Raw genomic sequence first — 2,861 nt, forward strand, 5'->3', positions numbered from 1 at the left:
GCGCAACGGATGAGGGGTTCTCTCCGCGATCTCACCTGTGGAGGCAGACCCCTCACCCGAGCGAATGCGCGGCGAGCGACGTACATGCCCTCTCCCAAAAGGGGGGAGGGCGCAGCAATCGGCACCATTGTTGCGGATGAAGGAAGTCGCGCATGTCCCAACCGCTGCTGATCGAGCGTGACGACGGCGTCGACCGGGTGACGCTCAATCGTCCCGACAGCCTCAACGCGCTCGATCCCGCGCTGATCGATGCGCTCAACACCTATTTCCAGGGGCTGCAGCGCAACCGCGAGACGCGCGTGGTGGTGCTGAAGGGCGCCGGCAAGAATTTTTGCGCGGGCCTCGATCTCAAGGCCGCGATGGCGCGCCGGGCCGGGCAGCAGGAGCCGCCCGGCGTCACCGAATCCCTGGACTCGCAGCGGCGCATCGCCGACATCGTGATGCTGATGCGGCGCTGTCCGCAACCGATCCTGGCGCTGGTGCAGGGCGCGGCGGCCGGCGGCGGCTTTGCGCTGGCGCTTGCGGCCGACATCCGCATCGCGACCAAATCGGCGCGGATGAACTGCGCCTTCATCAAGCTCGGCCTTGGCGGCTGCGATATCGGCACCAGCTATTTTCTGCCGCGCCTCGTCGGTGTCTCCGTCGCCTCCGAGCTGATCCTCACGGGGCGCTTCATCGGCGCCGAGCGGGCGCTCGCGGTCGGTCTCGTCTCCGAGGTCGTCGACGAAGACAAGCTCGATGACGCGGCCGAGCCTTACATCGATGCGATGATCACGGCCTCGCCGGTAGGTCTGCGCCTCTCGAAAGAGTGCCTCAACATGAGCGTCGATGCCGGATCGCTGGAAGCTGTTATCGCGATGGAAGACCGCAACCAGGTCCTGTGCAGCCGCTCCGAGGAATTTTCGGAAGGCATCAGGGCCTTCCTTGAGAAGCGAAAGCCTGTCTATATCAGGCGCTGAACGACGAAGATCCGCAAAGGACAGTAATTCCGGGAGACGCAAAATGAGTGGCAGCGCGGCGGCGGTGATGACGAAGCCCGCCTTTCGCAAGGTCGAGTGGCTGGCACGCGACATTGACGTCGAGCGCCGCGGCGACGGCACGGTGGTGCTGAAGTCGCGCATTCCGCTGCAACCTCACGAGAGGCACATACCGGCCTCGCTCGCCAAATGGGCGAAGGAAGCACCCGAGCGCGTCTGGCTCGCCCAGCGCGGCGGCCCGAACCGCGAATGGCGGAAGGTCTCTTACGGCGACGCCAAGCGCACCGTGGATTCGCTGACGCAAGGCCTGCTCAATCTCGGCCTCGATGGCCGCCCGGTCACGATCCTGTCCGGCAACTCGATCGAGCATGCGCTGCTGACGCAGGCGGCGATGCAGGCGCGCGTTCCGGCGGCTCCCGTGTCGCCGGCCTACTCGTTGATGAGCCACGATCACGTCAAGCTGAAATACCTGTTCGACCTGATCAAGCCGGCTGTGGTGATGGTGCAGGACGGGCCGACCTTCGAGAAGGCACTCAAAGCGCTCGATCTCACCGGCGTCACCGTGATCCACGTCTTGCGTCCCTGCGACGGCATCAAGGGCGTCAGCTTTGCCGAGCTTGCGGCAACGCCGGTGACCGCCGCCGTCGCGGAGTCGATTGACAAAATCACGCCCGACACCGTCGGCAAGCTGCTCTTCACGTCCGGTTCGACCGGCATGCCGAAAGCCGTCATCAACACGCAGCGCATGATGTGCGCCAATGCGGCGATGATGATGCAGGTGCGGCCGCGCGATCCGGGCGGTCCGATCTCGACCATGCTGGACTGGATGCCGTGGAACCACACGATGGGCGGTAATGCGGCGTTCCATCCCATCCTGGTCGACGGCGGCACGCTCTATATTGACGACGGCCGGCCGATGCCGGGCCAGTTCGAGGAGACGCTGCGCAATCTGCACGAAATCTCGCCGACCTATTACGCCAACGTGCCCGCCGGCTATGCCGCGCTCGCCGCTGCCATGGAGAAGGACGATGCGCTGTGCCGCTCCTTCTTCAAGAACCTGTCGATCATGGCCTATGGCGGCGCACGGCTGCCGGACGATCTCTACGACCGCATGCAGGCCCTCGCGGTGAAGACCACCGGCGAGCGCATCGTGTTCTACACCGGCTGGGGCTCGACCGAGACCGCGCCGACCTCGACCGGCACCTATTGGGATACCGAGCGCGTCGGCCTGATCGGCCTGCCGTTTCCCGGCGTCGAATTGAAGATGGTGCCGTGCGGCTCGAAATACGAGCTGCGCCTGCGCGGCGTCAACGTCACGCCCGGCTATTTCGGCCAGCCGGAGCTGACCAGGAAGATGTTCGACGAGGAAGGCTTCTACTGCATCGGCGATGCCGGCATCTTCGTCGATGACGCCGATCCGGTGAAGGGCATCATCTTCGCCGGGCGCGTCGTCGAAGACTTCAAGCTGACCACCGGCACGTTCGTCCATGTCGGCTCGCTCCGCACCGACACCATCGCAGCCGCAACGCCCGTCGTGCATGACGCGCTGGTCGCGGGGCAGGATCGCGCCTTCATCGGCCTGCTCGCCTGGCCGAACCTGCATGCCTGCCGCCAGCTCGTCGGTAATCCCGATCTCAGCTTTGAGCAGGCCGTGAAACATCCCGAGGTAATCGCCTGCTTCAGGCACGGTCTGGAAGCGCACAACAGGGAGTGCGAAGGCGCCAGCAGCCGCATCATCGCGCGCGCCATGCTGATGGTCGAGCCGCCCTCGATCGACGGCAATGAGCTGACCGACAAAGGCTACATCAACCAGCGCGCCGGCCTGGAGCGTCGGGCTGGGCTGGTGGAGCGGCTCTATGCTGACAAGCCGGATCAGGATGTGAT

At 65.2% G+C, this 2,861-nt stretch carries 2 protein-coding genes; both read left to right on the forward strand.

What is annotated here, in order from left to right:
- Window positions 1-152 precede the first annotated feature (152 nt).
- A complete protein-coding gene (locus AC1D00_RS34705; protein ID WP_477013787.1) occupies window positions 153-959 on the forward strand; it encodes an enoyl-CoA hydratase/isomerase family protein in 807 nt (268 codons plus the stop codon).
- Window positions 960-1,002: 43 nt separating this feature from the next.
- On the forward strand, window positions 1,003-2,861 hold a 1,859-nt coding region (locus tag AC1D00_RS34710), incomplete at its 3' end, for an AMP-binding protein (RefSeq protein WP_477013788.1).

Source organism: Bradyrhizobium sp. P2_E8, from assembly GCF_056403875.1.